The 23,643-nt window shown below is 57.6% G+C and carries 20 protein-coding genes; 17 read left to right on the plus strand and 3 right to left on the minus strand.

The genetic code is table 11. The annotated features are described in order from the left end of the window. Positions 1 to 14: 14 nt before the first annotated feature. Complete coding sequence (locus ACFFFR_RS10495; protein WP_377460249.1) at positions 15 to 1,346, minus strand: alkyl sulfatase dimerization domain-containing protein; 1,332 nt, start codon at positions 1,344 to 1,346, stop codon at positions 15 to 17. After that, entirely contained in the window at positions 1,343 to 2,746 is a 1,404-nt protein-coding gene (locus ACFFFR_RS10500) for an MFS transporter (RefSeq protein WP_377460250.1), read from the minus strand. Before ACFFFR_RS10500 ends, ACFFFR_RS10495 begins: the two co-directional genes overlap by 4 nt. Before the next feature lie 259 nt (positions 2,747 to 3,005). Between ACFFFR_RS10500 and ACFFFR_RS10505 the strand changes: the two genes are divergently transcribed. Further along, a complete protein-coding gene (locus tag ACFFFR_RS10505) occupies positions 3,006 to 3,821 on the plus strand; it encodes an aldo/keto reductase (RefSeq protein ID WP_377460252.1) in 816 nt (271 codons plus the stop codon). A 136-nt stretch (positions 3,822 to 3,957) separates the two neighbouring features. After that, positions 3,958 to 5,796, plus strand: a complete 1,839-nt coding sequence (locus tag ACFFFR_RS10510; RefSeq protein ID WP_377460254.1) for a sugar phosphate isomerase/epimerase and 4-hydroxyphenylpyruvate domain-containing protein — start codon at positions 3,958 to 3,960, stop codon at positions 5,794 to 5,796. On the opposite strand, the gene ACFFFR_RS10515 is transcribed toward ACFFFR_RS10510, so the two are convergent. Further along, the gene (locus ACFFFR_RS10515) at positions 5,793 to 6,830 is read right to left on the minus strand and encodes a LacI family DNA-binding transcriptional regulator (protein ID WP_377460256.1); all 1,038 of its coding nucleotides are present in this window, start codon (positions 6,828 to 6,830) and stop codon (positions 5,793 to 5,795) included. The two genes, ACFFFR_RS10510 and ACFFFR_RS10515, sit on opposite strands and share 4 nt — an antisense overlap. Positions 6,831 to 7,061: 231 nt before the next feature. On the opposite strand from ACFFFR_RS10515, the gene ACFFFR_RS10520 reads away from it, so the two are divergent. The 15 genes from ACFFFR_RS10520 to ACFFFR_RS10590 all read left to right on the plus strand — a co-directional run bounded on the left by ACFFFR_RS10520 (position 7,062) and on the right by ACFFFR_RS10590 (position 23,540). After that, positions 7,062 to 8,039 (plus strand): tripartite tricarboxylate transporter substrate binding protein, encoded by a 978-nt coding sequence (locus tag ACFFFR_RS10520; protein ID WP_377460257.1) that lies wholly within the window; start codon positions 7,062 to 7,064, stop codon positions 8,037 to 8,039. Between the two features lie 60 nt (positions 8,040 to 8,099). Further along, on the plus strand, positions 8,100 to 8,621 hold the full coding sequence (locus ACFFFR_RS10525) for a tripartite tricarboxylate transporter TctB family protein (RefSeq protein ID WP_377460259.1): 522 nt from the start codon (positions 8,100 to 8,102) through the stop codon (positions 8,619 to 8,621). After that, entirely contained in the window at positions 8,618 to 10,177 is a 1,560-nt protein-coding gene (locus tag ACFFFR_RS10530) for a tripartite tricarboxylate transporter permease (protein ID WP_377460261.1), read from the plus strand. The genes ACFFFR_RS10525 and ACFFFR_RS10530 overlap by 4 nt, the downstream gene beginning before the upstream one ends. A 2-nt stretch (positions 10,178 to 10,179) precedes the next feature. Further along, entirely contained in the window at positions 10,180 to 10,995 is an 816-nt protein-coding gene (locus tag ACFFFR_RS10535; RefSeq protein ID WP_377460262.1) for an IclR family transcriptional regulator, read from the plus strand. Between the two features lie 44 nt (positions 10,996 to 11,039). Beyond that, positions 11,040 to 11,336: a YciI family protein gene (locus ACFFFR_RS10540; RefSeq protein ID WP_377460264.1), complete on the plus strand. Its 297-nt coding sequence runs from the start codon at positions 11,040 to 11,042 to the stop codon at positions 11,334 to 11,336. Then, positions 11,336 to 12,379: an alcohol dehydrogenase catalytic domain-containing protein gene (locus tag ACFFFR_RS10545; protein WP_377460266.1), complete on the plus strand. Its 1,044-nt coding sequence runs from the start codon at positions 11,336 to 11,338 to the stop codon at positions 12,377 to 12,379. The genes ACFFFR_RS10540 and ACFFFR_RS10545 overlap by 1 nt, the downstream gene beginning before the upstream one ends. A gap of 2 nt (positions 12,380 to 12,381) precedes the next feature. Next, complete coding sequence (locus ACFFFR_RS10550) at positions 12,382 to 14,010, plus strand: FAD-dependent oxidoreductase (RefSeq protein ID WP_377460268.1); 1,629 nt, start codon at positions 12,382 to 12,384, stop codon at positions 14,008 to 14,010. 67 nt (positions 14,011 to 14,077) lie between these two features. Beyond that, positions 14,078 to 15,817, plus strand: a complete 1,740-nt coding sequence (locus ACFFFR_RS10555; protein WP_377460270.1) for an FAD-dependent oxidoreductase — start codon at positions 14,078 to 14,080, stop codon at positions 15,815 to 15,817. Further along, positions 15,817 to 16,725 carry a LysR family transcriptional regulator gene (locus ACFFFR_RS10560; RefSeq protein ID WP_377460271.1) on the plus strand — a complete coding sequence of 303 codons (909 nt, stop codon included), beginning with the start codon at positions 15,817 to 15,819 and terminating at the stop codon, positions 16,723 to 16,725. Before ACFFFR_RS10555 ends, ACFFFR_RS10560 begins: the two co-directional genes overlap by 1 nt. A gap of 149 nt (positions 16,726 to 16,874) precedes the next feature. Continuing rightward, positions 16,875 to 18,209 carry an MFS transporter gene (locus ACFFFR_RS10565; RefSeq protein WP_377460273.1) on the plus strand — a complete coding sequence of 445 codons (1,335 nt, stop codon included), beginning with the start codon at positions 16,875 to 16,877 and terminating at the stop codon, positions 18,207 to 18,209. A gap of 16 nt (positions 18,210 to 18,225) precedes the next feature. After that, positions 18,226 to 19,107, plus strand: coding sequence for a shikimate dehydrogenase (locus tag ACFFFR_RS10570; RefSeq protein ID WP_377460275.1), 882 nt, complete (start codon positions 18,226 to 18,228; stop codon positions 19,105 to 19,107). 2 nt (positions 19,108 to 19,109) lie between these two features. Continuing rightward, a complete protein-coding gene (locus ACFFFR_RS10575) occupies positions 19,110 to 20,183 on the plus strand; it encodes a Gfo/Idh/MocA family protein (RefSeq protein ID WP_377460277.1) in 1,074 nt (357 codons plus the stop codon). Beyond that, positions 20,184 to 21,887 (plus strand): FAD-dependent oxidoreductase, encoded by a 1,704-nt coding sequence (locus ACFFFR_RS10580; protein ID WP_377460279.1) that lies wholly within the window; start codon positions 20,184 to 20,186, stop codon positions 21,885 to 21,887. It begins immediately after the preceding gene. A gap of 18 nt (positions 21,888 to 21,905) precedes the next feature. Then, positions 21,906 to 22,736: a sugar phosphate isomerase/epimerase family protein gene (locus ACFFFR_RS10585; RefSeq protein WP_377460281.1), complete on the plus strand. Its 831-nt coding sequence runs from the start codon at positions 21,906 to 21,908 to the stop codon at positions 22,734 to 22,736. 9 nt (positions 22,737 to 22,745) lie between these two features. After that, on the plus strand, positions 22,746 to 23,540 hold the full coding sequence (locus tag ACFFFR_RS10590; RefSeq protein WP_377460283.1) for an IclR family transcriptional regulator: 795 nt from the start codon (positions 22,746 to 22,748) through the stop codon (positions 23,538 to 23,540). Positions 23,541 to 23,643: the final 103 nt, after the last annotated feature.

Raw genomic sequence — 23,643 nt, forward strand, 5'->3', positions numbered from 1 at the left:
TTTGTCAGCCGAAGCTAACCGCCCAGTTCGGTTGCCTTGGCACTGGCCCGTTCCGCGGCATCAACGAACACGCCCTTACACATGGTGGACGGTTCGGATTCCGCGCGGGTCGCGTAGACCTCTGCCAAAGTGCGGTGCACCTCCGGATCCTCTGGGGTCGCCGCGGCGGCATATGTCGCCAATTCGGTGGCCACATCCAGCTGGCCATCTGCCACAGCTTTTTCTGCGGCGGCTTTCAGTGTCAGACCATTGGAAACCATCTCGGCGAGGGCACGGGCGACGTCGGTTCGGCTGGCGGGCTTGAGCGTGACCGGTTCACCGTCCCACCACCCGGCATAGGAGCGCCATACCGTCCGGATCATAAACTCGGGGTCATCGTAGCGCGGACGCAGCCACGGCTTGGCCATCAGTTCGGTGGGGAGCCGGAGCTGTTCGACGATGCGGGGCAAAGAGTGCCCCTGGTTCATGGCGTCGACGACCTGATCCACGATCGTTTCCAGCGCCTCGGCAGTGTCGCCAAGTACTGTGGTGATGCGTTGGTGGCCGGTGATCGGTAGACCATGCATCGGCACGTACAGCTCGGGTTCAACAGCAATGATGTCGCGCAGGGCTTGAGCCCACTCGGCGGGGTAACGTTGGATCTTTTGTGGGTTGCCAGCGTTGGGGAAGTTCCAGCTGATCAAGTCCGCCCCGATCACTGTTTTCAGCTCTGGAATATGAATCCAGCTGTGATCATCGGTCTCCGCTAGGACGTGCCGCACCGAAAAAGTGAGTCCGCCAATGTTCTCGGTGAAGACATCGGTGAAGGTGGTATCCGGCTCGACCACATCCTCGGGGACGAAGGTGTTTACTCCCCGCGCACGAGCCTCAGCGTTAGGTCCGATCGTGAAATTCGGGTTGGCCAAGTGGTTATTCTGGCGCGAATTAATGTCCAAATTGAATTGGTTAGTACGCCGATAACGAGCCCAACGCCGGGCAATGTTCTGGTGGCCAACGAACCGTGGGGCAGGCTCGCCTCGGTCGATAGCGTGCTGGCGGACAGTGCCGCTACCGGACACGTGATCGAGGTGACCGTGGGTGTAGAACACGGTGTGAATTGGGTCCTGGGACCAAGAGCGCAGCTCGCTGAGCACTTTTTCGGTTGCCACACCGGTGGAGGTATCAAAGAGTACGATGCCGGCATTAGTCTTGACCGCGACCACGCGGGCAAACGAGGTGATGACGGCAACCTGCTCGTTTAATTCATGCAACTCGTTGGTTAGTGGATTGATCGGATCGACTTGCGGGTCATGTTCGCCGGAGTCAATGATCTTGCTCGAGCGCTGTAACAATACGTTTTCACTCATGCGGATACCTTCTTCGTGCTTTTGGCTTGGAGTTTAGCGCGGGTGTGCTCTGGGTTGATGAGGAAAGCTGCAATGATTGCCGCCACGACGATGAAGATTCCAACGAGCTGGAAGCCATTCATATATCCGGCGGCCGGGGAAGCAGCGGAATCAATCATCACGCCGAGGCCAATTGGGGCGAAGACCCCGGCCAGGGAGTACAGCGCAACCACGGAACCGAGGAACAAGGCCCGGTGTTTGCGAGGAGCGACGTCGGTGCCAGCCTGCATCGCAACTACGAATGGCACGATTGGCATCGAGAACGCCAGGGTCAACAAGCTCAGCTGCAGTACGCCAGGGGGCAGCATTGGAAGGACGGCCATGGCGACGCCACCGACGGCCAGCAGGCTGCCAGCAAGTACGCCACGGGCGACGCGTGCGGAGTGGCCGCGCCGCAACAGGCGGCCGGAGAGCCAGCCGGAGAAGATCGCCATCAGTGTGCTGCCAAGGAATGGCAGGGTGACAAGTAGACCGACCGTTTCCTGTGGGTAGCCCATCGCCACGTTCATAAACAGTGGCAACCAAGTTGTCTTCAACGAAGTCAGGATGTACCCGGCGAAGCACAGCAGCGCCAGCCCCCAGAAGGTCCGGGTGCTCACCAGCTGCCAGAAGCTAACCTGCAACTCGTTATCATCGGCCCGTTCCAGAGCCGCCATGTTTTCCTTGATCTTGGGTGAAATCTTGATCGGGGTGCGTTCGGTGACGATGAGCCACAGCACCAACCAGATCACGGAGATGATAACCAAGACTTGGAACATCCGGTGCCAATCGAAGGTGAGGATGATCCACGTGAAGACGGGTGCTGCAATTAGCGGTCCGACTGAAGATCCCGCGGTAACGATGCCGCTGGCCAGCGCACGCTTCTCTGGCGGGAAGAGTAGGGAGACGATGAAGTTCAGCACCGCAGTGGTGGGCCCCTCGGCAAAGCCAAGCACCGCGCGGCTAGCGACCAAGACACCGAAGGAAGTTGGGACGGTCAGTGGGATCATCGTCGCAATCCACATGACCATCATGAACGCGACCAGCCACTTGTAATTCAACCAGCGGCACAGCAGGCCGCCCAGAATCGACCCCACAGCAAACAGCCAGAAGAACGCGGAACCGACGGTGCCGAACTGAGCGTTGGTCAGCCCAAGATCAGCAATGATCTGCTTGCCCGCATAGCCGACAGTAGCTTTGTCGGCGAAGTTGAGGGCGAAGAAGAAGGCCATGAGCCCTACGATGAACCATGAGCGATTGCGAGTGAACCACGATTCGGGACGTTGCAGTCCGTGCTCGTCCAACTCTCCGCGCAGCGTGGCTGAGGGAAGTGCAGCGGCGGCTATGCCGTCGCTCGTCTTCCTAAGAGTGGAAGTTTTCATGTCTTATCCGTTTCCTCAAGTGGTCAGTTGTCTCGGCTACAGCATGCGCCCTGTATGGGGTAGCTCACACGCGACCTTTCCGATCAATGGAAGAAAAATATGTTGGAGAAAGGTATCCGGTGTTGCAGGACGCCAACATTTGCCTCTGTGCCAGATTTTTAACCAAGTGGCGCTAGCAGTCTGTTGAAACGGCTAGAACTTGCTAGGTTTGAATTCCAGAGCAGGGCCGATGGGACAGGAAAACAAGGCGATGAAGCACATGAAGCTGAAAACTCAGAACGGAACCGTGATCCCCCAACTGGCATTCGGCACCTGGCCGCTTCAAGGGGAAGAAGCCAAAGAGGCCGTCCAACGGGTCCTCGAATTGGGCTACCGGCACATCGATACGGCTGAGGCATACGAAAATGAAGAAGCCGTCGGCGAAGGCATCCGCTCCAGCGGAGTTCCTCGCGAAGAGATCTTCCTGACCACTAAGTTCCAGAAGAAGTGGCACGGCCGCGAGAACGTGAGAGAGGCGCTCGATGGGACTCTGCGCCGCCTCGGGGTAGACGAGATCGACCTCTACCTCGTTCACTGGCCGAACCCGGACCAAGACCGCTACGTGGAGGCATGTCAGGGCCTTGAGGACCTTCGTCAAGAAGGCAAGTTAAGGAACTGGGGCGTTTCCAACTTCAAACCCCACCACCTGAAAAAGGTTATGGAGGAGGGATTACGTCCGCAGGTTAACCAGATCTCGGTGAACCCGTACGGGCCGCAATGGAACATCCAGTTCTGCAACAACGACAACGGGGTCGCCACGGCGGCCTACTCGCCACTCGGCAGAGGCAGCAAGCTACTGGACGAGCCGACTCTGTGGCACATTGGCGACCAACACTGCAAGACCCCGGCCCAAGTGGTGCTGCGTTGGCATCTGCAGCAGGACCGAATCGTGATTCCACGCTCCGCCAACCCGCAGCGCCAAGCCGAGAATCTGGCCATCTTCGACTTTGAGCTCAGCACTCAAGAACTCATGGACATCGATCACCTCGACCGAGGTGAGGGTCCTCGACTCGATGCCGATGAATTCGGGCACTGAGTAAATACAGACCTGGCCTCTTTGCCGTATTTTGCCGAGCTTATTTGCTTGACCAGCATGGGCCATCGATGTGAAAGATATTGATAGCTGATCGCAGCCGACAAGGCTGAGGCTCAAGAACTCACTGAGGTGTATCATGAAGACATCTATCGCCACCGTCTGTCTCTCCGGCACGCTTGAGGAGAAACTACATGCATGCTCCGCGGCCGGGTTCGATGGGGTGGAAATTTTCGAGCAAGATCTCATCGTGTCCCCGATGTCGCCGGAAGAGATCAAGGCGCTAGCGCAGCGGCTGAACCTTACCCTCGACCTTTACCAGCCCTTCAGAGATTTCGAAGGTGTTGATGAGGCGGCGCTGACGGCCAACCTGCACCGAGCCGAATCGAAGTTCAGGCTCATGAATAGGCTCGGCATCGACACGATCCTGGTTTGTTCAAACGTGGCTACCGCGACCATCAACGATGATGAGGTTTTCGTCCGTCAGTTGCGCGCACTGGGTGAATTGGCATCCAAATACAAGGTGAGGATCGCCTACGAAGCTCTAGCGTGGGGCCGCTATGTCAACACCTACCAGCACTCGTGGGAGATTGTGAAGCAAGTCGACCTGCCCAACGTTGGATTGTGTTTAGACTCCTTTCATATCCTTTCTCGTGGTGACGACCCTGCAGATATCGCAGATATTCCGGGGGAGAAGATCTTTTTCGTCCAACTGGCGGATGCGCCGGTGCTGTCTATGGATATTTTGTCTTGGTCCCGGCACTATCGGGTGTTCCCAGGAGAAGGCGGCTTCCAGCTTCAGAACTTCATGCGCTTCTTAGCCCTATCCGGCTACGACGGAATCGTGTCTCTGGAGATCTTCAATGATGTCTTTCGCCAATCCAACGTGCGTCGCACAGCAGTGGATGGCTTGCGCTCATTGATATGGCTGCAGGATGGAGCCCGTCAGCTCTTGGCGGAGAAGGGCGAAACGGCGCTGCTCCAAATGGAGACATTGCCGTCGGCGCAGAGGGTTCATGGATTCGATTTCGCCGAGGTCGTGACCGATTCGCCCGAGGCCGTGGCAGAAACCCTCGCGCAGCTCGGCTTCCAATTCTTCGGCCAACACCGACGTAAACCCGTTCAGCTTTGGAAAGCAGGCAACGCACGAATCATCATCAACGCCAAGCCTCGTCTGGAACACAGCACCGAAGTAGCTGCTTTTGGCATCCACGTTGAGCAACCGTCCACGGCGCTCGCCCGCGCTGAAGCCCTGCTTGCGCCGAGGGTCGCTCGTCGTCAGTTGCCGGACGAAGAACAGCTTGCAGGCATTGTTGCTCCAGACAAGTCCGAGGTATTCCTTGGCTCTGCTGAACACTCGGAGAATTGGGAGAAAGAATTTGGCCAAGGCACAAAGGCGAACTCACTAATCGAGGATATTGATCACCTGAACCTAGCGCAGCCGTGGCAGGCTTTTGACGAATCGGTCTTGTTCTACACCAGTGCGTTGAACCTTCAACCGTTGCCCGCGACGGAGGTGCCAAGCCCGATGGGCTTGGTCCGTTCTCAGGTGCTGGTCTCATCCAATCAGAACGTGCGGGTTGCGTTGAATATCGTTCCGCATGGCACCGCAGAGGAGAGAGCCTCCCACACCCAGTATCCAGAACATATCGCAATCCGTACTCACGACGTGGTCACGCTGGCAAAGCAGGCCCGCGCTGCAGGCATGCAGTTCTTGAAAGTACCTGCCAATTACTACGAAGATTTGGCCAGCCGGTTCGACCTGTCTGACGAAGTGTTGGCCGAGCTCGAAGAGCTTAACTTGCTCTACGACCGTGACGATGACGGCGAGTTTTTGCATTTCTACACCGCGACCATTGGTGACATGTTCTTCGAAGTAGTGGAACGCCGGGGCGGCTACGCAGGATATGGTGCACCAAATGCTCCGGTACGGCTGGCCGCGCAGTTCGAACGTAACCGTTTCAACAATTGGAGCTAGCTCGAGGCGCTACTAGTGCGTGCGTGACTGCTTGAAGCCCGCACTGTTAGCCCGGATGGGATCCTGAGCTGGTGGATCTCTTGGCTACCACGAATCTGTGCCAACAGTAACCGGACAGCTTCTCGACCGGCATACTCAATCTCTGCTCGCAGGCAGGTCAACGGCGGTGAGCTAAAGCTGGAGCCAAAGGTGTCGTCGTAGCTGACGATCGAAACATCTTCGGGCACCCTGATGCCTTTTGATGACATTGCCTGCAACATGCCGATGGCAAGCTGATCATTGAATGCGATGATCGCTGTCGGATCATGGGACATGGCAATATCGACGGCGGCGGCGCCTTGGCTGAGCAGAGGACGGAAAGGACCAATCTGAATCGGTTCGATCCCGTGCTCGCGGGTCACCTCTTGGACGGAGGCCCAGCGCTGCTGGTTGGTCCAGCTCACGCGTGGACCGGAGACATAGACGATTCGTCGGTGACCAAGGGAAACCAGATGTTGAATGAGTAGCCTGTTTGCTTCCGGGGTTTCAGCACAGACGGAGGAGATTCCGGGGACCTCACGATTGAAAAGGACTAGCGGTTTACGCCGGGAAATCTCTGCCAAGTCACTGTCCGTCAACCAACGTGCGGAAGCGATCAGACCGTCCACCGAAGGTAAGATCCGGTGGATGTGGTCTAACTCCACAGCCGCTGATTCTTCAGCATCTCCGAGCAGCACCATGTAATCGGCTTCGCGAGCGGCTTGGACGGCGCCCTTCATCAGGTCAGTAAAGAACGGGTTGCCGATATCTTGAACCATCAAATCAATGGTGCGGTGTAGCGACGATCCGCCTACCTCTGGCGCCGGACGTCGCCGATAGCCAAGTTCGTCGGCAACTTGATGAATGCGCAGCATTGTTTGAAAGTTCACTCGATCGGGCGTCGTGAAAGCTCGTGAAACCGTGGAGACCGCTACTCCGGCAACATTGGCAATGTCTTGGAGGGTTACTGTCTTTTGCTGGGTGAGCTTAGCATTGCCAAATTTTGCCACCGACATGCTCCGCCTTTCCTTGATGGCTCTGACGCCTGTTGTGATGGCGCTCAGACAAGAACGAGTGTAGTGTGATCCAAATCTCTAAACTATGGCAAATTTTGGCAAAACTCTATGCGCATTTTGCCAATTGTGAGAGTTTTATAGCACTACTTCAACCAGAAGTCTTGGGAAGAGGGGCGCCGTGCAGTGGGCGCGGAACCTCCCACGAGAGGGACGAGACGAATTATGTTTTCAATGAAGAAAAAAGCTCTATTTGCGGGGATTGCCGTGATCTCCAGCGCCGCGTTGCTGACCGGTTGCGCGGATACAGGCGGTAACACCTCCGGCGATGGTGAATACCCAGAAAAGGACATCCGCCTCATCGTGCCTTGGCAAGCCGGTGGCTCCGGCGATCTTTCAGCCCGCACGGTAGCGCCGCTGCTTGAAAAGGAGCTCGGTGTCAACGTGGTGGTCGAAAATATGCCTGGGGCCAACGGCTCCATTGCTTACAACTGGCTCACTGACCAGAAACCAGACGGTTATAACTTGTCAGTCTTGGGTATGGAAGTCGCAACGTTGCAGTACATGGACTATGACGTTGATCCAGCGAACTACACTTTCTTGGGTGAGCTACTTGAAGGACCGGGCGCTATTGCAGTCAAGTCTGATAGTCCATTCGAATCGCTGCAAGATCTGATTGATGCAGCCAAGGAAAAGCCTGGCAGTATTACCTATTCCAGCCCAGGCGTGGGTTCGGTGTGGGATAACCCCGCTCAGGGTTTCCAAGACATCGCGGGCATCAAACTCAAGAATGTACCTTTTGACGGCTCCGCGCCATCCATTCAGGCCGCTGCCGCCGGCGATGTGGACTTCTCCATTGATGCCGCCGGATCACAAAAGGCAAATGTAGATGGCGGTAAGATGCGCTATCTGGCAGTGCTTTCAGAGGAGCGCCTCGAAACTCTTCCTGATGTGCCGACCATGAAGGAGCTGGGCGTGGACCTGCAGAATGCCTCCTTCACCGGGATCATGGGTCCTAAGGACATGGATGAGGCCGTGGTGCAGAAGCTTTCGGACGCGATCGACAAGGCTGTTCAGGATCCGGAGTACAAGGACGTTATCGAGGGATCGAACCTAGTGCCCGTGAGCCGAAAGTCTGCTGAATTCACTGACTTCATCAACGAACAGGCTAAAGTCCACGGCGAGTGGATCGACCTAGCAAAGAAAAAGTAAGACCATTCCTCGGTCGCAACAAAACTGAGAGCTGAAATGTCTGAAGAAGAAACACATTCTATGACAGCTCCCTCTCAAGGGGGTGGAAACACCGGAGACGGCAGGGCCGCGGAGCAAACTGCGCCCATGGCGGGTGGCCTGGCCGGCTACCGAATGCGCGAATTGGCGCCAGTGCTGGTCTCTGTTGTCCTCGGTGTTTTCATCCTTATTCAAGCCCAGAACATCCAATCTGGCAGTGGGGAGATTGGCGCGCGATTTTGGCCCATGATGCTAGGGATGGGCATGATCGGGCTGGGTGCAATCCTCGTTGTGACCAACGTTGTGCGTGCCGTGCGCCCATCGGACATTCCGGACCGGATTAGTGCGTGGGGCGTCACTCGAATCGTTGGTGCGGGGGCCGTGCTCATTGGCTATCTATTGCTCTGGCGTGTCCTACAGTTCTGGCTGATCACCATTGTTGCGGTCTTTCTCTTATCGCTTCTTTTTGACCGACGAGGTTGGAAAGCTCTCGTAGCATTTCCCATCATCATCGGGTTCATCCTCCACCTGCTGTTCATCGTTTTGTTGAAAGTCCCGCTATGAGTGAATTCTTGTTTACTGACTTCCAGAGCGTCCTAGTCACCGGGAACGTTGTAGCGGATGGTGCGCTTGCAGTTCTGAATTTTGAGACACTGGTCTACATTTTTCTTGGCATGCTAATCGGCATGCTGGTAGGTGCATTCCCTGGTGTTACAGCAACAATGGCTGTTGCGCTGGCTTCAGGCTTCACATTGACGTTGGAGCCGGTCCAAGGACTCGCGGTGCTACTAACCATTTATGTAGCAGCTCAGTTTGGTGACCGCGTTCCGGCAATTCTGCTCAATACGCCAGGTACCCCGGCCTCAATCTCGACTACCTTCGACGGCTACCCCATGGCTAGGAAGGGAGAGGCCGGTTTGGCGATGACGACGTCCGCCTTCGCCTCTGCCTTCGGCATGATCTTCGGCATCATCTTGTTGTCCGTTGCAGGTATCCCGTTGTCTCAGTTCGCGATGCAATTCGGGCCACCTGAACTGTTCGCCCTAGTGGTCTTCGGCCTGACCATGATGATCGGCGTCTCTTCTGGACGCATTATTAAGGGTCTCATCGCCGGTCTGTTCGGGCTGGCCCTAGCCACAGTCGGACGTGATCCCATCACTGGCGGACAACGCTTCGTTTTTGACGTTCCTGAACTCAACGGCGGAATCCCATTCATTCCGGTCATCATCGGTCTGTTCGGTGTGGCCGAAGTGCTTAACCAGATGGTCACCCACCGGAAGGCGGATGTCGAGGAGAAACCTATCAGCCAGATGGGTAAGTGGCTGCCAAGTCGAGCGCTGATGCGCCGAATCTTCAAACCGATGGCCCTCGGTGCGGGATCAGGTTCGGTCGTCGGTATGGTACCCGCCGTAGGCGGTGACATCGCCGGCATCATCGCGTGGGACTCGGCCCGCCGGATCTCCAAGAAACCAGAAGAGTTCGGTAAGGGATCTGTGGAAGGCCTAACGGCCGGTGATACGGCTTCAACCGCGACATTGGGCGGGTCGGTAACTACGACCATGTCTTTAGGTGTGCCGGGTGACTCCGTGATGGCTGTGATCATTGGATCCATGATGATCTGGGGTATCCAGCCAGGGCCCGCGTTGTTCTCCAGCAAGCCAGATCTGGTGTTTACCCTCGCCACCATCATGCTGGTTGCCACCGTCTTCTCGCTAGCCATTTCGCTCGTGCGTATGAAGGGCATGGTTAAGCTCTTGGAGCTACCAAAACCATACTTGTGGACGATCATCTTGGTGTTCTGCATGGTCGGCACCTACTCCATCAATAACTCTGTGTTTGATGTGATCATGATGATGATCTTTGGGCTCGTCGGTCTGTTTATGGTTCGTTTCGGCTTTCCGGCCGGACCGGCAGTGCTCGGTCTCATCCTGGGACCGCTGGCGGAGGCGAACTTGCGTCGCACCTTGATCGGTGGAGGACTAGAAAGCTTGTGGACCTCTCCGATTTCTCTCGTGCTCCTAGTCATTTCTGCGCTGGCGCTACTCAGCCCTGCTATCCGGGGGCTCGTCAGCAAGCGGAAAAAAGCCGGTGAAAAGATCGGTTACGTTCCGAAGCCGTAGCCATGGCCAACTCAACCTCTGGCGAAAGCGTCCTACAGCGGATCTCTAAGATCCTCGACACCTTTGACCACTCTAGCCCCGTGCAATCGGCGCTGGAGATCTCCAAACGTACGGGGATCAGCCGTTCGACGACTTACCGGATGCTGCACGAGCTCTGTCACGAAGGTTTTTTGCGACGCATCGAGGACGGAAGGTATTCCGTTGGCCTGAAACTCTGGGAATACGGTGTGCGCGCAAATGGATTCGAACACTTCGGCCGATTAGCGAGGCCGTTTTTACAAGGAATCCACGAAACGCTCGGCTTCAACGTTTCCTTAGCGACGCTGGACCAGGACGAAGGCGCCGTCGTGTATCTCGAGCGTGTTGGAGCTCGAGAGAATACACAAGACTTGACCGAGGTTGCAGGTCGACTCCCTGCTGTCTTAACGGCTACCGGGATGGTGCTGATGGCTTTCTCTGAGCCGCGTATTTGGGAGCGAGGGCTACGTGAGATCACAGTGGAACAGTTGGCCAAGATTGGCATGGACCGCCCCCAACTGCGAGCGCTACTCGCCAAGATCAAATCCGAAGGGTATTGCCATCTCAGCGGAGTCTTGGTCCCCGATTCAACGGGAACCTCGGTCCCCGTATTTGGCAAGAAGCGAGAGTTGCTGGGTGCCATGACGTTCGTGGCACCACGGCAAGAAGTGGACTTGCGCACCCAGTTGCCAGTGTTGGTTTCTGGCGCACGAAGTCTTGGCCTGGCCGCGGCTGTCCCGTCTCCGTCGGCTAATCCCACTGAATGGGAAACTTATTCATTCAGTGCCCTAGGTGTTTAACCATTGAAGTATTCAGAGTAAAAGCTACATAAGGAGCAGGCCCAATGCCGGTATTCGCTGTTCAGTACACCTATGGAAATGACATCGAGAAGATCGAAAAGTTCCGTCCAGAGCATGTCGATTTTCTCTCCGAGTTGCATGCCACTGGCACCCTATTGGTCTCGGGACCGTGGTCGGTGCCGAACACCGGAGCACTGTTGCTCATCAAGGCAGAGGATGTGGACGCTGCTAAGGGCATCATGGATCAAGACCCCTTCGCCCGGGAAAATATTGTGGCCGAGCGCAGCATCAACCAGTGGAACGTCTTTTTCGGTTTTCTTCCGGGAGCGGACGTAGAGTAATGCTGGCAGCAGTAACAACCCAAAAATGCACCACCGAACTGGTGACACGAGAACGACCGGCCGTACCGGATGGTCACGTCCTTGTTCGCGTGGAATATGTTTCCCTCTGCGGAACAGATCTGCATATCTGGGAAGATGATTATGCTTCCGAGCTGCCACTGATCCAAGGGCACGAGATTGCCGGCACAATTGTTGAACGTGGTACTGATGTAGCCTTCGAATGGACGATGGGGCAGCGTGTCGTCGTCTCACCGATGGTCTTCTGCGGAACATGTCCTGCCTGTCGGGTAGGGCGAGTCAATGCCTGTCAGGACATGAGCGTCCTAGGCTGCTATCAAGATGGAGCCTTGGCTGAGTACATCTCCGTGCCGGCCAGCAAACTGTACGCCATCCCCGATAACCTACCCACCGAACTCGCTGCACTGAGTGAGCCGGTGTCGATCTCGATGCAAGCTGTCAATCGAGCACGGGTTGAGAGTGGAGAGTGGGTGCTCCTCTTCGGCGCCGGTCCGATCGGCTTGTTAGCCGTGTTGTATCTGAAAGAACTTGGCGCCAACGTCGTGGTTGTTGATTTAGATCCCGATCGACTCGCGCTCGCAACAGAGTTCGGCGCAGATCTCACATTTCAATCCTCCGGTGAGTTTCCAACTGCTGAACAACGAGAACTCCTGCTAGCCCATGTCGGCCAAGCCGGGCCGACAGTCGTGATCGAGGCCACGGGAGTCCCCGCCTGCGTCGAGACGGCCATTGACCTCGTTGCTTGTGCGGGCCGAGTTGTGCTGGTCGGCATCTCTGACCGCCCAGTGCAGATTTCACAGAGAACCTTGCCGGTCAAGGAACTTGACCTGCTTGGCTCGCGCAATTCATTGCTACTGCAAGGAGATGCTCTCGGACTGATCGATCGGAATCAGAGTAAAGTGTCTAAACTCATCACTCACCGCTTCACGTTGGCTGAGCTGCAGAAGGCTTTCCAGACCATGGCAGACCCAGATGTGTTCGTCGGCAAGATTGTTATTGCGCTCGAGACTCAGGAACAGGGGTAGACATGTTCCTGACTACGGGGAATCCCCAAGAGCAATACGATTTTGTGGTGGTCGGCTCAGGTGCTGCTGGACTGGTCGCCGCAGTACGAGTGGCCCAGGCCGGATACTCCGTTGCCGTGCTGGAAAAGGCAGCCAAACTTGGGGGTACCTCCGCCGCAGGTGGTGGGGTTGTCTGGGCCCCCACAAATCACCTGATGAAGGCGCACGGCTACGAAGACACCAGAGATAACGCTGTCAGTTACATCTCCGCTACGACAAATGGTCAAGTCTCGCACGAGGATGCCGGAGCATTTGTCGATGTGGTAGCGCAGCTAGTACGTTTCCTCGATGAAGACACCCATGTCGATTATCTGCCACTGGGGCGGCCCGATTACCACATGCATATGACGGGAGCAGCTCGCGGCCGGGGATTAGATCCGCAGCCCTTTGACACTGGTCGGCTCAAAGGTTTGACGAACGTCCTGCGCCAGCCAACCTATTTTCCGCTGATCACCATGAGCGAGCGAGACGCGCTACATGGGGCCGCACCAGATCCTGAACTCCTTGACGCACGTGCTGAGGAGGGGATCCGAACCATGGGAGGTTCCCTGATTGGCGCTTTAGTTCTTACCGCGCACGAAACCGGAGTCGAGTTCTTTACAGAAACGCCAGTTTTGGGCATCGAATCCGTAGGCCCAAGTATGTGGCAAGTGCAGACCGATCGGATCTCCCTGCAGAGTCGCCAGGTGCTGCTTTCGACCGGTGGTTTCGAATGGGATGAGCAGCTTCGTCAGAGTCTGCTGAAGTACCCGATTCAGCCTATTAGTGCTCCATCAAATGAAGGTGACGGGCTTCGTATTGGCCTCAAGCTGGGAGCGGGCCTAGCGTGGACGTCTGCCGTGTGGGGAGTTCCGGTGATTTCTCTATCGGAGCACACCTACGATGGGCGACAAGTAGGAAGAATGGGGAACGTGGAGCTAACTTTGCCGGGATCCGTGATGGTCAACCGGAGGGGTAAGCGCTTCGTGAACGAAGCGATGAACTACCACGATCTCAACAAGGTTTTTGCCTCGATCGACCCACATGACCAGCAGCTGCAGAACCTCCCTGCCTGGCTCATCTTTGATGACGAGTACTTGTCTCGTTATTCGGTTTGCGGGAAACCCGCAGGGCAAGCGCCTCAGGGAACAATTAAGGCGAACTCGCTTGCCGAATTAGCAGAGCTCATCGATGTTCCGAAGGCTGCCTTCTTGGAAACCATCGAGCGGTTTAACCGTTTCGCACGCGAAGGCGTAGACGTTGACTTCGGTCGCGGTGACAGGCCCCAAGACCGGCACTTAGGCGATCCCCAGCAGCAACCTAACCCCTGTCTTGGCGAACTGAAGAGGGGACCCTTCTATGCCTTGCGCATCCATGCTGGGGTGTTGGGAACCGCGGGCGGACTCAAAGTCGATCGAAACGGACGGCTGCTGCAACATGACGGTCAGCCAATCGCAGGGGTCTACGCCGCGGGGAATTGCAGTGAAACTGTTTTCAAAGACGCATATCCCGGTGGCGGTGCCACGCTGGCTTCTGCAATGACTCGAGCCTATTCCGTGGCTGGGCAGGTGCTCGCCGACCTATCGCACACGACAGTATCGGTGGAACTATGACTCCTGCAGAGGGAACCCCACAACCATGTTTCGCCGGTACACGCACGACAAGGAATTGGATACGACCATGACGAACAGCCACAAAGATGAGTGGGACGAGGAAGTCGATCTTCTGGTGGTCGGCACTGGGGCGGCCGGACTTGCCGCGACCCTTACCGGTGCTGCCGCCGGTGCACGCGTGTTAACCCTCGAGAAGACCGAATACTTTGGTGGTACCACCGCCTTTTCTGCTGGAACTAGTTGGATACCGAACAATCCCTATCAGCGGGCGTCCGGGATCACAGATGACGAAGAACGTGCAGCCCGGTACTTGGATAGAGTCGTCGGGGATAAAGCGCCGCGAGAGCTACGGATGGCATATCTGCGGAACGGCCCGAAGATGTTGGCTGAGTTTGATTCCTTAGGCGTCAAGTTTCTCGCCTCACCTGCCGTAGTGGATTATCATTCCGAGCTGCCGGAGACAGGGCAAACAGGCCGTGCCCTTGAGCCAGCTGCTTTCGATGGCAGGTTGTTGTCCGACTCGGACTTGCGCAGGGTCCGACCACCGGTGCCCGAGTTCTCTTTGATGAATGGCACCTTGATGGTACGGCGCCCGGAAGTGGCTCAGCTTTTACAGCTGTTCTCCGGCAGTGCTAAGGAGCGCGCCCGTGCTGCCGGGCTGGCCTTCAAGCTGGGCAGCAAGTGGGCCAAAGACCGGCTCCACCACCCACGGGGCACTCGGTTGGTAATGGGCAACGGTCTGGTGGCCAACCTCTTCTACCAAGCTAAACGCCGTGGAGCTCGATTTTGGTTTAGCGCTCGCATCCAAGAGCTCGTCACTGAGGGGAAAGGCCAAATCATAGGGGCCGTTGTGGCGTACGGTGGCCACGAGCTCCGCGTGAAAGTCAGAGCTGGCGTCATCATGGCAGCAGGTGGGTTCGCCCAGAACCCTGACCTGCGGAGCAAATATATGCCTTCACCGGCACCGCAATACTCTCGTGCCTCGGAAGGCTCAACCGGGGACTCCCTCAAATTGGCCTCATCGGTTGGAGCTGCTCTTGGCCGGGACAATGGAGAGAACGGATTCTGGTTCCCGAGCTCGATTGGGCGCCGCAAGGATGGATCCACTGCCGTCTTTCCCCATATCTGGGATCGGGCGAAGCCAGGGGTCATTGCGGTGAATGCCAAGGGCCAACGATTCGTGGACGAATCAGTCTCCTACCACCGGTTCGTCCGCGCCATGTACAAAGGGCAACGTGATGGTTCGATCCCGGCATGGCTGATCGTTGACTCACGGACCTTGGCTAAATATGGCCTAGGCATGGTCACGATGCCACACCTGCCACGCCGATTGCTGAAGCGCTACATTGATGACGGTTACTTGCACGAGGGAGCGACTATCGCCGAGTTGGCTGGCAAGATCGGTGTCGACCCAGCCGGACTCCAAGAAACGGTGGAACGTTGTAACCGTTTCGCGGCATCGGGCGTTGACGAAGACTTCCACAAGGGGGAATTGCTCTTCGGCAGAGTAGCCGGAGACCCGGATCATGATCCCAACCCCAATTTGGGTTACATCGAGAAGCCACCCTTCTATGCCATCGCGGTGTATCCAACTCCGCTGGGGACCTCCCTAGGTATTACGACCAACGAGAATGGCTCCGCACTCAATGAAGATGGTGACGTCATCCAGGGACTCTATGCGGCAGGAAATGATGCTGCTTCCGTTATGGCGTCAGAGTATCCGGGGGCCGGTGGGCAAGTGGGTGCCGGCCTGACCTTTGGCTGGACCAGCGCCCATCACGCGCTCGATAGGCTCCGGAGAGGCTGATGGAACTGCGCTGGTTGGAAGCGTTCGTCGTCGTTGCAGAAGAGCTTCACTTCGGCAACGCAGCCGCACGGCTCCGCGTCGCGCAATCGCCCCTGAGCCAGACCATTCGAAAACTTGAGCGAACCCTAGGGGCAGAGCTTTTCCACCGCAGTACCCGCAGCGTAGAGCTCACAGCTGCAGGCCACGCGCTGCTGCCGCACGCTAGGGAGGTGCTCGAGCAGGCCGACATTGCGCGAAGAGCGGTCCGAGCCTCTGAAGGCGACATCTACGGTAGCCTCTCGATCGGTTTCTCGGGAGTCTTGAACCACTCGTCCCTGCCGCCTCTAACGCGGGCCGTGAAACAGCGCTATCCGGCACTGAAGCTCCACTTAGTGGGCCGGATTATGACTCAGGAAGCCCTACACCAGTTGGACTCAGGGCAGCTGGACATCGCGTTCGTCGGTCTGCCGGTTGATGAAAGACGCGTGCACGCACGCCAGCTCATGCTCGAACCTATGGGTATGGTCGTACCGCTCGACCACCCGTTGGCGCAGGCGGAGCACGTTAGGTTGGAAGACTTTGCCCAAGACCAATTCATCACGCCACCACTGGGATCCGGATCAAATCTTAACGAAGTCACCATGCAGGCTTGCTCCGCAGCTGGCTTCTATCCCAAAGTGGCGCAGGAAATCACTGATCCTTACATGATCCTCATGCTGGTTGCGGCTGGGGTGGGCGTTGCGCATATGGCCGAAGGCCTGGCGGCCATGGTGCCACCTGGGGCTGTATTTAAACACTTGGATGGCGAACCCGTAAATATGAAACACGGCTTGGCTTGGTCCAAGAAGCCAGGCTCGGCTGCCCGGGATGCGGTCCTCCGCCTAGCCGATGAGCTGTGGCCTTTGAGTCGTGCAAACGAAGTTGGTTGATTATGTGATTTTTCATCAGAGTCAATGCTCTATTTAGTTGTGGACGCACTGAGTAATGCGAGTCACACTTAATGGTGTTCCCGCCCTTTCGGCTCCAGGATTGTGCTGATTTTGCGGGTTGACCTCATGAAAAGAAGCAGGAGACAACAATGGTTTCAACGACGACTGAGCCAACGTCGCTCGGGGCATCAGAAAAGACAAGCCCGCAGGCGAGAAAAGCCGCGCTATCCGGATTCCTCGGTAGCACCTTGGAATACTACGATTTCTTCATCTACGGTTCAGCGGCGGCACTGATCTTCGGCAAAGTATTCTTCGCCGATGACGGGCCGAGCTCAGTGTTGTTGTCCATCGGTACGCTCGGCGTTGCATACGTTGCCCGCCCGCTGGGCGCGGTGCTGTGGGGTCACCTTGGTGACAAGCTGGGCCGTCGCTTCACTCTGATGGCCTGCCTCCTTTTGATGGGAATCGCCACCTTCCTGATCGGTTGCCTGCCAACCTATGACACCATCGGGTTAGCTGCCCCGTTACTGCTGGTCTTTCTGCGTCTGCTTCAGGGGTTGTCTGCAGGAGGCGAATCTCCTGGTGCGGCCTCCCTCTCGATCGAGCATGCCCCGCCGCGGCGCCGCGCCTTCTTTGCTAGTTTCACGATCAGCGGCGTTATGTTCGGCATCGTGCTCTCCAGCCTGGTCTTCATTCCGATTGCCACGCTACCGGAGGAACAACTCATGAGCTGGGGCTGGCGGATTCCGTTCTGGATCAGCATTGTCTTGACGTTCTTTGCTTTCTGGATTCGTCGCCACTTGGAAGAGCCGGAGGTCTTCGCAGATGTGAAGGAATCCGAAGAAGTGGTGAAGGTTCCGATGGTCGAGCTTTTCCGCTCTCATTGGGCTGCGGTCTTACGCGTGATGCTGAGCTCCACTTTCGCCATGATCAACACAATGGTGAACGTCTTCGCACTCGCCTACGCCGTTGAACATAGTGGCATTGAGCGGGCCACCATGTTGACCGCGATCGCCGTTTCCAACTTTGCGGCAGTTCTGTCACAGCCGCTATACGGTTTGCTCTCGGACAAGATCGGCCGCAAACCAGTCTTTATCACGGGGGCACTCGGCGCCGGTGCGATGGTTTTTGTTTTCTTCAACGCTATTGGCACCGGGAACATCTTCCTGATTTATCTCTCGAGCATCGTGTTGCTTGGTGGATTCTATGCCGCCCCGAATGCCACCTACATGGCCGCATTCCCGGAGCAGTTCCCGGCCAAGGTTCGTTACAGCGGTATGGCGATCGGTCTGATGTTAGGCCTGCTGGTATCGGGCTTCACGCCCGCGATCGGTACCGCTATGACCGCTGGCGATGCCTCGAACTGGATGCCGGTTGCCCGGATGTGCGCCGGCTTCGCGATCCTCTCTGCCGTCGCGTTCGCGACCGGTCCGGAGACATACAAGACCCCCACCCTCCTGTTGGGCGAGAAAAGAACTAAGTAACAAAGGTAGGCGCACAATGCATCAGCATCGCATCCGGATAGGGCTCATCGGCAACGATCTGAGCACCAGCCTGTCTCCCCAGATCCATGAACGTGAGGCCGTTCATCAGGGATTGGACGGTTATCGATACGAGCTGCTCGACCTCGAGGACCAACCGGAGGTCGCCAAGGACCTAGGGGCCTTTATAGCTGCCAAGCTGGCCGCGGGCTACACGGGGTTCAACGTGACGCATCCGTATAAGCAGGTAGTCATGCAGCACCTCGATGCCTTATCTCCTGCTGTGGAAGCCCTGGGTGCGGTCAACACTATCGTTCTGCGTGAGGATGGGACACTGCTGGGCGAGAACACCGACTACACCGGATTTCTGACTGCGCTGCAACGCAACATGTCAGACTGTCCTCGCGAGCGCGTTGTGCTGATTGGTGCCGGCGGCGCCGGTTCCGCGGTGGCTCGGGCACTGGCCGACTTTGGCGTCGGCAGGTTGGACATCGTGGACCCCGATCAGGACAGGCGTGAGCAGCTCCGCGAAAAGATCGCACAAACCCAGACTGAGGCTGCCGCGTGGGAGCCAACGGCACTTCCGGACCTGCTCGCCGCCGCGGATGGCGTCGTGAACGCCACCCCCATTGGGATGGAAAATATTCCGGGGACTCCGCTGGATCTTAACCTGCTGGAGCAGCGCCACTGGGTCGGCGATGTCATCTACCGGCCGATTGAGACGGAACTGCTGAAACATGCAGCAAGTCTTGGCTGTAGGCGGCTCGATGGTACCCAAATGCTCATCGAGCAGGCCGGTGACGGTTTCCGGTTACTGACCGGTGTTGAGCCCGATGTGCAGCGGATGCGTGCCGAACTGCAGCAGTCATTGCAGCATTCCCGCAGCGGTGAAGGGAGCTGACCATGACTCTGCGGGTAGGGATTATCGGTTGCGGGAAGATCGCGCCCAACCATGTTCGGGCCTTTCAATCCATGGATGGAGTGGCTCTCGTGGGCTGCGTCGATGCAGATCAAGCGCGGGCCGAAAAGTTCGCGAGAGATAACGGGTTACCGCGAGCTTTCGAAAGCTTTGCAGACTTGGTCATGTCCGGCGTGGATGCGATCTCTGTCTGCACACCTCACCCAGTGCACGAACAGAACGTTCTTCAGGCGGCCGCCGCGGGTGTCCACGTGCTGTGCGAGAAGCCGATTGCAGTTGATACTCCTACGGCCGACCGGATGATTGCTGCCGCTAACGAGGCCGGTATCGTGCTGTCCGTCGTCTTTCAGCGGCGGCTTTGGCCGGCAGCGCAACGAATCAAACAGGCCATCGAAGACGGCACTGTCGGGACGCCACGACTGGCCGAAGTTTCGGTGATCTTGCGCCGCGAGAGTGACTACTATGCTCAGGATCCGTGGCGGGGTAAGTGGGATACCGATGGCGGCGGAGTACTCATGACCCAGGCCGTCCACCAAATTGACATGTTGCAGTGGTTCCTCGGTACTCCCGTCAGCGTGACAGGGCACATCCGTACCCACTTCCACAAAAATCACATGGAAACAGAGGATACCGCCAGCGCCGTCGTGGAGTTCGAATCCGGTGCCACCGCCTCGATCACTGCAACGACCGGCGCGGTCCACAACCTCGGCAATCGAATTCAGTTGGTGGGGGAGACCGGAGCGGTTGTCAGTCTCACAGAATTCCCGGAGGGCGCCGAGGGTTTCAATGACCTGTGGCTGGTCCCGGAGCAGCGAGAAGTTGTACCTCCCTTTCGCGCAGATGTAGAGCCGCTCCAAGAGCTGGCGGACATCAATGCGCGCTTGAGCCATTTCCATACGCTGCAGATCCAAGATTTTGCGGAGTCAATCCTGCAGGGCCGTCCACCGGCGGTTACCGGCGAAGAGGCACGAGTGTCCCTGCGCGTGATTGAAGCGATTTATGAATCCTCACGGACCCGAGAAACAGTGTTCCTAGACGAGAAGAAGCGGAGTAACTAAGTGTCAGAAGAGTATGACGTTGTTGTCATTGGTTCGGGCGCGGGAGGTCTGGCCGCCGCGGTTTCAGCGGCTCAAGGTGGTGCACGCGTTCTCGTAGCTGAAAAGGCCGATACCTGTGGGGGTGCCACGGCATGGTCTGGCGGCTGGATGTGGACGCCAAGGCACCGCTTCGCTCGCGAAGCCGGAGTTAACGAGTCGATCGAGGAACCCTTGACTTATCTGCGGAACCGACTAGGCGAGCACTTCGATGAAAAGCGAGTCCGAACCTATCTTGAAACAGCACCCGAGATGGTCGACTTTTTCCAGGAGAAAACGGCTCTAGAGTTTGTTCCCGGGGCCGGTGTCGCGGACATCCACGAACATACTCCCGGCTCCGCCACGGGACACCGTCAAGTAGCACCGAAACCGGTCCGCCTCACCGCACTTGGCAAGGACGTCGCACGCCTTCTGCGCCGACAGATGTACGAAACGTCTTTCTTAGGTATGGGCATCATGGCCGGCGAAGACCTGCAGGCCTTTCTCCATTCCACCCGTTCGGTGAAAGCCTTTGGGCACTGCGCAGCGAGGGTAAGTCGCCACTTTGGCGATCTCGCCATCTATCAGCGGGGCCAGTCGCTCGTTAACGGCACCGCTCTTGTGGGCCGCCTTCTGCGCTCGGCGCTGGACGCTGGTGTCAGCATCCGCGTCAACACCCGAGCCAACGAACTCATTACCGATGCGACCGGGCGGATCATCGGCGTTGACCTCGAAGGACCCGAAGGCGCATACCGCGTCAAAGCCGAGCAGGCCGTAGTGCTGGCCACAGGAGGTTTCAGCCACAACGCACAAATGCGCAAGCAGCATTTTTACGGCTACCCTAACGCCGAGGAACATTGGTCCCTGCCGCCTGCTGGTTCCGGCACGGGGGATGGCATCAAGTTGGCAGAATCAGTCGGCGGTCACCTGAAACAGGGAATGGCATCGGCCGCAGCCTTCTGCCCGGTGTCACTCGTGCCGTTGCCGAAAGGTAGAACAGGCGTCTTCCCGCATATCCTCGACCGAGCCAAACCCGGTACCATCGGCGTGCTGTCCAACGGCAAGCGCTTCGTAAACGAGGCCAACGGTTACCACGACTTCTGCCTCGGTCTCCTGGAGAACCTACCGGCCGGAGACGAACCCCACGCCTGGCTGATCGCTGACGCCAATTACATGCGCTACTACCCGCTCGGGTTCGCGAAGCCTGCGCCCGTACCGACCTTCCCCTATGTGCAATCCGGGTACCTGAAGAAGGCCGACAGCCTTGCAAGTCTCGCGCGAAAATGCGGCATCAATGCCGTGGAACTCGAGAAAACCGTTGCGGAATTCAACCGATACGCACGCAACGGTGAAGATCCTGAGTTTCACCGCGGACGGACCGTCTTCAACCGGAACTCCGGAGATCCCGACAACCCATGGCCAAATCCATCGTTGGCCCCGTTGGAGAAGGGACCATACTATGCCGTCAAAGTTCTGCCGGGGAGCTTTGGCACCTTCGCCGGCCTAGAAACGGACGAACGTTCGCGGGTTCTTCAGGAAAATGGTGAACCAGTACCAGGTCTGTATGCCGTAGGTTGTGACCAAGCCAATGTACTTGGCGGGCACTACCCCTCCGGCGGTATCAACATTGGACCTGCCATGACCTTCGGTTACCTAGCCGGACAAGACATCATTACGCGTACGAAGTAGAGCAAGGGAGCACCCACGATGACTGCCTCACCAATCGGTCTTGCGGCACTAACCGTGTTAGACAAAGATCCCATCGAACAAGTCGAGCTTGCCGAAAAACACGGGTTCGACACCATTGGCGTCCGTCTCATCCCGGCCACGCCAACTACCGCTGCCTACCGCCTGCACGAAGAGCCGGCACAATTGACGCGGGTGCTGAAACGCCTCGCCGATTCTCCGGTGACGGTCTTCGACGTGGAGATCATCAGACTGAACGCGGACTACGCAAAGCAAGACTTCCGGCCGTTCTTGGAGACCTCCCAAGCCCTCGGGGCCAAGGCCGTCCTCGTGTCCGGCGATGATGAGGACCCTTCGAGGTTAGTGGATTCATACGCCGACTTTGCGCAGCAGTGTGCAGCTCATGGGCTTGCTGCAAGCCTCGAGCCGATGTCTTGGACTGCGGTGCCGAACGTGCAACGAGCCATACAGATCGTCAGTCAAGCTGACGGTCCGGGCCGATCAATCCTGATCGACACCTTGCACACGGGCCGCTCCACGACCACCTTGGAGGACATTCGCTGTATCCCGGCGGAGTGGATTCACTATGCGCAAGTCTGCGATGCCCCAGTACCTACGCCAGAGTCGATGGATGAGATCATTCGGCAGGCTAGGGAGGAGCGCTTACCGGCCGGGGAGGGCGGTCTCGATCTCGTCGGGATGATCGCTGCACTGCCCGCAGGCACGCCGCTGAGCGTCGAACTACCCAACGAACGCCGACGCCAACAGCTCGGCGACGAGCAATGGCTACCGCAGCTCTTGGCCGCGACGAAAGCGGTAGAGCAAGCGGCGAACACGCGCCGGGTCGCCTAGGTTAGTTACATGGCCAATTCACCCTCCGGGGATTCGATGTTGGAGCGGATCATCCGGATCCTCTCCGCCTTTGACGCGGACCGACCGCTCCTGTCTGTCTCCGCCATCGCCTACCGGGCCGAGGTGCCCTTACCCACCTGCTATCGCCTGGTGAATCAGATGGTGGCCGAGGACCTGCTGCGCAAGGACAGTGGCGGAAACATCAGCCTGGGCATGCGCCTGTGGGAACTCGCCTCGCGCTCCTCTCCTGCCCGAGACCTGCGGGTGGCGGCCATGCCCTTTCTCGATGATGTGCAATCGATTTTCCGCCAGCACACCCAGCTTGCCGTCCTCGATGGTGACGAGGTGTTGGTGCTCGAGCGGCTCTCGTCCCGAAACTCCGTTGTCAACCAGGCCACGATCGCTGGTCGGATGCCGGTCCACCAAGTCTCCCTCGGGTTGTCCATGCTGGCCTTCCAGCAACCTGCGCAGATCGCCGCCTACGTGGCTCGTCATCCAGAAGTTGAAAAGATCAATTACCCAGGCACGGGAGATCTGCGGTCCACACTGGCTGCAGTCCGCCAGCGCGGCTATGCCCAGCTAGACGGAATGATGGATCATGACACCGCCGGGGCAGCGGTGCCGGTCTTTGCCTCCATCACCGGCCGGGACCGGACCAAGGTCATCGCCTCTATCGGTGTTGTGGTGCCGATCGAGTTCGAACAGCGTAGCGCCCTGGTTCCCGTTCTCCTCGCCGCCAGTCGCGGACTCACCCGCGCATTATCGGCACCTGAGCCGGATGCCCGCCCATCGGAATCCGGATGACCCGAGAAAGCTGATTTATCATTCAATGATAATGGCCTATTGGCTCCGCTGTCTGCTGGATCACACTGGAATCCAGAGCCATTCCTCACTAACAACGTTTGAG

This window comes from Micrococcoides hystricis (assembly GCF_042434215.1).
Taxonomy (GTDB): Bacteria; Actinomycetota; Actinomycetes; order Actinomycetales; family Micrococcaceae; genus Micrococcoides; species Micrococcoides hystricis.

Bases quoted from the DNA above. Each gene is read 5' to 3' on its own strand.
- ACFFFR_RS10585 (WP_377460281.1), top strand. From the start codon at position 21,906: ATGACTGCCTCACCAATCGGTCTTGCGGCACTAACCGTGTTAGACAAA.
- ACFFFR_RS10540 (WP_377460264.1), top strand. From the start codon at position 11,040: ATGCCGGTATTCGCTGTTCAGTACACCTATGGAAATGACATCGAGAAG.
- ACFFFR_RS10565 (WP_377460273.1), top strand. From the start codon at position 16,875: ATGGTTTCAACGACGACTGAGCCAACGTCGCTCGGGGCATCAGAAAAG.
- ACFFFR_RS10525 (WP_377460259.1), top strand. From the start codon at position 8,100: ATGACAGCTCCCTCTCAAGGGGGTGGAAACACCGGAGACGGCAGGGCC.
- ACFFFR_RS10590 (WP_377460283.1), top strand. From the start codon at position 22,746: ATGGCCAATTCACCCTCCGGGGATTCGATGTTGGAGCGGATCATCCGG.
- ACFFFR_RS10520 (WP_377460257.1), top strand. From the start codon at position 7,062: ATGAAGAAAAAAGCTCTATTTGCGGGGATTGCCGTGATCTCCAGCGCC.
- ACFFFR_RS10495 (WP_377460249.1), bottom strand. From the start codon at position 1,346: ATGAGTGAAAACGTATTGTTACAGCGCTCGAGCAAGATCATTGACTCC.
- ACFFFR_RS10545 (WP_377460266.1), top strand. From the start codon at position 11,336: ATGCTGGCAGCAGTAACAACCCAAAAATGCACCACCGAACTGGTGACA.
- ACFFFR_RS10570 (WP_377460275.1), top strand. From the start codon at position 18,226: ATGCATCAGCATCGCATCCGGATAGGGCTCATCGGCAACGATCTGAGC.
- ACFFFR_RS10510 (WP_377460254.1), top strand. From the start codon at position 3,958: ATGAAGACATCTATCGCCACCGTCTGTCTCTCCGGCACGCTTGAGGAG.
- ACFFFR_RS10560 (WP_377460271.1), top strand. From the start codon at position 15,817: ATGGAACTGCGCTGGTTGGAAGCGTTCGTCGTCGTTGCAGAAGAGCTT.
- ACFFFR_RS10555 (WP_377460270.1), top strand. From the start codon at position 14,078: ATGACGAACAGCCACAAAGATGAGTGGGACGAGGAAGTCGATCTTCTG.
- ACFFFR_RS10500 (WP_377460250.1), bottom strand. From the start codon at position 2,746: ATGAAAACTTCCACTCTTAGGAAGACGAGCGACGGCATAGCCGCCGCT.
- ACFFFR_RS10530 (WP_377460261.1), top strand. From the start codon at position 8,618: ATGAGTGAATTCTTGTTTACTGACTTCCAGAGCGTCCTAGTCACCGGG.
- ACFFFR_RS10505 (WP_377460252.1), top strand. From the start codon at position 3,006: ATGAAGCTGAAAACTCAGAACGGAACCGTGATCCCCCAACTGGCATTC.
- ACFFFR_RS10550 (WP_377460268.1), top strand. From the start codon at position 12,382: ATGTTCCTGACTACGGGGAATCCCCAAGAGCAATACGATTTTGTGGTG.
- ACFFFR_RS10535 (WP_377460262.1), top strand. From the start codon at position 10,180: ATGGCCAACTCAACCTCTGGCGAAAGCGTCCTACAGCGGATCTCTAAG.
- ACFFFR_RS10575 (WP_377460277.1), top strand. From the start codon at position 19,110: ATGACTCTGCGGGTAGGGATTATCGGTTGCGGGAAGATCGCGCCCAAC.
- ACFFFR_RS10515 (WP_377460256.1), bottom strand. From the start codon at position 6,830: ATGTCGGTGGCAAAATTTGGCAATGCTAAGCTCACCCAGCAAAAGACA.